At 72.6% G+C, this 2,928-nt stretch carries 5 protein-coding genes; 3 read left to right on the top strand and 2 right to left on the bottom strand.

What is annotated here, in order from left to right:
* Window positions 1-592 (top strand): futalosine hydrolase (locus GTW67_RS03590; RefSeq protein ID WP_161163332.1); only part of this gene is annotated, 592 nt, incomplete at its 5' end.
* Window positions 582-1,430: a 1,4-dihydroxy-6-naphtoate synthase gene (locus tag GTW67_RS03585; RefSeq protein ID WP_161163331.1), complete on the top strand. Its 849-nt coding sequence runs from the start codon at window positions 582-584 to the stop codon at window positions 1,428-1,430. The genes GTW67_RS03590 and GTW67_RS03585, both read left to right, overlap by 11 nt.
* A gap of 15 nt (window positions 1,431-1,445) precedes the next feature.
* Here the strand turns inward: GTW67_RS03585 and GTW67_RS38085 are convergent, their stop codons facing one another.
* On the bottom strand, window positions 1,446-1,829 hold the full coding sequence (locus GTW67_RS38085) for a cold-shock protein (protein ID WP_161163330.1): 384 nt from the start codon (window positions 1,827-1,829) through the stop codon (window positions 1,446-1,448).
* Window positions 1,830-1,979: 150 nt separating this feature from the next.
* Here GTW67_RS38085 and GTW67_RS03575 point away from each other — a divergent pair, with 150 nt between their 5' ends.
* Window positions 1,980-2,240 carry a hypothetical protein gene (locus tag GTW67_RS03575; protein WP_161163329.1) on the top strand — a complete coding sequence of 87 codons (261 nt, stop codon included), beginning with the start codon at window positions 1,980-1,982 and terminating at the stop codon, window positions 2,238-2,240.
* On the opposite strand, the gene GTW67_RS03570 is transcribed toward GTW67_RS03575, so the two are convergent.
* On the bottom strand, window positions 2,207-2,857 hold the full coding sequence (locus GTW67_RS03570) for an HAD family hydrolase (RefSeq protein ID WP_161163328.1): 651 nt from the start codon (window positions 2,855-2,857) through the stop codon (window positions 2,207-2,209). The two genes, GTW67_RS03575 and GTW67_RS03570, sit on opposite strands and share 34 nt — an antisense overlap.
* Window positions 2,858-2,928: the final 71 nt, after the last annotated feature.

Below are 2,928 nucleotides of genomic sequence, written 5' to 3'. Positions count from 1 at the left end.
TGGCCCGGACCTGCTGGCGGCCGGTGTCGGCCCCGCCCTCGCCGCCGCCTCCACCGCCGCCGCCCTGACCGCCGCGGCCCTGGACGGCGCCTCGTACGGCCTGGTCGTCTCGGCCGGCATCGGCGGCGGCTTCGCGCCCGGCGCGCCCGTCGGCTCCCTAGTCGTCGCCGACGAGATCACCGCCGCCGACCTGGGCGCCGAGACCGCCGACGGCTTCCTGCCGGTGACCGAGCTCGGCTTCGGCACCGTCACCCACCGCCCGCCCGCCGGGCTCGTCACCGCCGTCGCCGACGCGACCGGCGCCCGCCCCGGCACCGTCCTGACCGGCTCCACCGTCACCGGCACCGCCGAACGCGCCGCGCTGCTGCGCGCCCGCCACCCGCGTGCCCTCGCCGAGGCCATGGAGGGCTTCGGCGTCGCCGAGGCCGCCGCCGCGCACGGGGTGCCCGTGCTGGAACTGCGCGCGGTCTCCAACCCGGTCGGCCCCCGCGACCGCGCCGCGTGGCGCATCGGCGACGCGCTCACGGCCCTCACCGACGCCTTCGGGAAGCTCGCACCCGTCCTCACGAGTTGGAACCCACATGACGACTGAGCCCCTGCACATCGCGTACTCGCCCTGCCCGAACGACACGTTCGTCTTCGACGCCCTGGCCCACGGCCGCGTCCCCGGCGCCCCCGCCCTCGACGTGACGTTCGCCGACATCGACATCACCAACGGCATGGCCGAGCGCGGCGAATTCGACGTGCTGAAGGTGTCGTACGCGGTGCTGCCGTACGTCCTCGGCGAGTACGCCCTGCTGCCGTGCGGCGGCGCGCTGGGCCGGGGCTGCGGGCCGCTGGTGCTGACCCGGGAGGCCGACGCCGATCTGCGCGGCCGCACCGTCGCGGTGCCGAGCGAGACGTCGACGGCGTACCTGCTGTTCCGTCTCTGGGCGGCGGACACCGTGCCCGGCGGGGTCGGCGAGATCGTCGTCATGCCGTTCCACGAGATCATGCCGGCCGTGCGGGACGGGAAGGTCGACGCGGGTCTCGTGATCCACGAGGCGCGCTTCACGTACCGGAACTACGGGCTGCACAAGCTCGCCGACATGGGCGAGCACTGGGAGCACACCACCGGGCTGCCGATCCCGCTCGGCGCGATCATCGCCAGGCGGTCGCTGGGCGAGGAGACGCTGACCCGGCTCGCCGAGTCCGTGCGCGCCTCGGTCCGCGCGGCCTGGGACGACCCGGAGGCGTCCCGGCCCTACGTGATGGAGCACGCTCAGGAGATGGACCCGGCCGTCGCCGACCAGCACATCGGGCTGTACGTCAACGAGTTCACGGCCGACCTGGGCGAGGACGGCTACGCGGCGATCCGGGGTCTGCTGACCCGCGCGGCGGCCGAGGGACTGGTGCCGGCCCTCGGCCCGGACGCGCTGGCGTTCCCGTAGGACTGCCGCGGCGGGTCAGACGTCGAGCTGGTCGGCGACCGCGCGGAGCAGTCCGGCGATCTTCTTGCCGGCGGTCTTCTCGGGGTAGCGGCCCCGCTCCAGCATCGGGGTGATGTTCTCCAGGAGCGTCGTCAGGTCCTGGACGATGGAGGCGAGTTCGTCGGGCTTCTTGCGCTGCGCGGCGGCGACCGACGGGGCCGGCTCCAGCAGGGTCAGGGACAGGGCCTGGTCACCGCGCTGACCGGCGACGACGCCGAACTCCACGCGCTGGCCCGGCTTCAGCGTCTCGACTCCGGCGGGGAGGACCGAGGAATGGACGAAGACGTCACCGCCGTCGTCACGGGAGAGAAAGCCGAAGCCCTTCTCACTGTTGAACCACTTGACCTTGCCGGTAGGCACGTCTGTCCTCGTCCTCGTACTCGTCGGAAAACTGCTCTTGATAGCACTCGGGCGGGTCGTGGGACCCGCCGATACCCAGGCTAATGCTCATGAGGCCGGTGACAAGACGTCCCCCGGTCGTTCCCTCGGGCTGGGAACTACCCTGGTCGAGTGCGTGAACAAACCCAAACGAATTCCGCCGCGCCCGGTGACCGACTGATCCGCGCCGGTGCGATCGTCTTCTTCGTCGGCGCCGTGGCCACACTGGTCACGGTGGCCCCACTGTTTCTGGACACGACGCCCTTTCCCACCTACATGTTCGGGCTGAGCATGCTGATGGGAGTGGGCTTCCTGATCTCCGGTGCGGGGGTGCTCCGGTCGGTCGCCGCGGGGCGGCGTCAGGCGCGTGCGGCGGCGAGCCCGTCGCGGTAGCCCGCGAGCCATTCCGGGAATTCCGTCAGGTCGGCGAGGACCACGTCGGCACCGGCCGCGCGCAGGTCTTCCGCGCTGCACGGTCCGCTGGCCACGGCGACGGACAGGGCGTCCGCCGCGCGTGCGCCGCGGATGTCGCCGAGGTGGTCGCCGACGTACACGTCCGCGCCGTGCTCGCGCAGCGCCACGGCCTTCTGCTCGGCCCACAGGTCGCCGATCACCGCGTCCGGCTCGATGCCGAGGTGCTCCAGGTGCAGCTTGGCGTTCGGCTCGTACTTGGCGGTGACGACCACGGCCCGGCCGCCGGCCTCCCGCACCGCCTCGACCGCCTCCCGGGCGCCGGGCAGCGCGGTCGTGGCGGTGACGGCGTACCCCGGATACATCGCCCGGTACAGATCGGCGGTGGCCGCGACCTCGTCGGCGGGGAACCAGTTCGCCAGCTCCTCCACCAGCGGCGGCCCGAGCCGCGTGACGGCCAGGTCGGCATCGACATACGTCCCGGTCCGCTCGGACAGCGCCAGATAACAGGCGCGAATACCGGGCCGTGAGTCGATCAACGTCATGTCGAGATCGAACCCGACGGTGGGAGCGAACCCGGGGCGATGCGTGGAGACCATAAACCCCATTGTGCCGGTCCCCCACCCGAGGCCGTAGCTGCGGGCAATCGTGCCGCTGGGGCGGCACGGGT

Origin of the sequence: Streptomyces sp. SID5910, from assembly GCF_009862125.1 — a bacterium.
GTDB lineage: Bacteria > Actinomycetota > Actinomycetes > Streptomycetales > Streptomycetaceae > Streptomyces.
Note: the sequence above shows the minus strand (reverse complement) of the source record. Positions and strands in the feature narration are given on the sequence as shown.

Excerpts from the sequence above, each read along its gene's own strand:
- GTW67_RS03585 (WP_161163331.1), top strand. The coding sequence starts at position 582 with ATGACGACTGAGCCCCTGCACATCGCGTACTCGCCCTGCCCGAACGAC.
- GTW67_RS03570 (WP_161163328.1), bottom strand. The coding sequence starts at position 2,857 with ATGGTCTCCACGCATCGCCCCGGGTTCGCTCCCACCGTCGGGTTCGAT.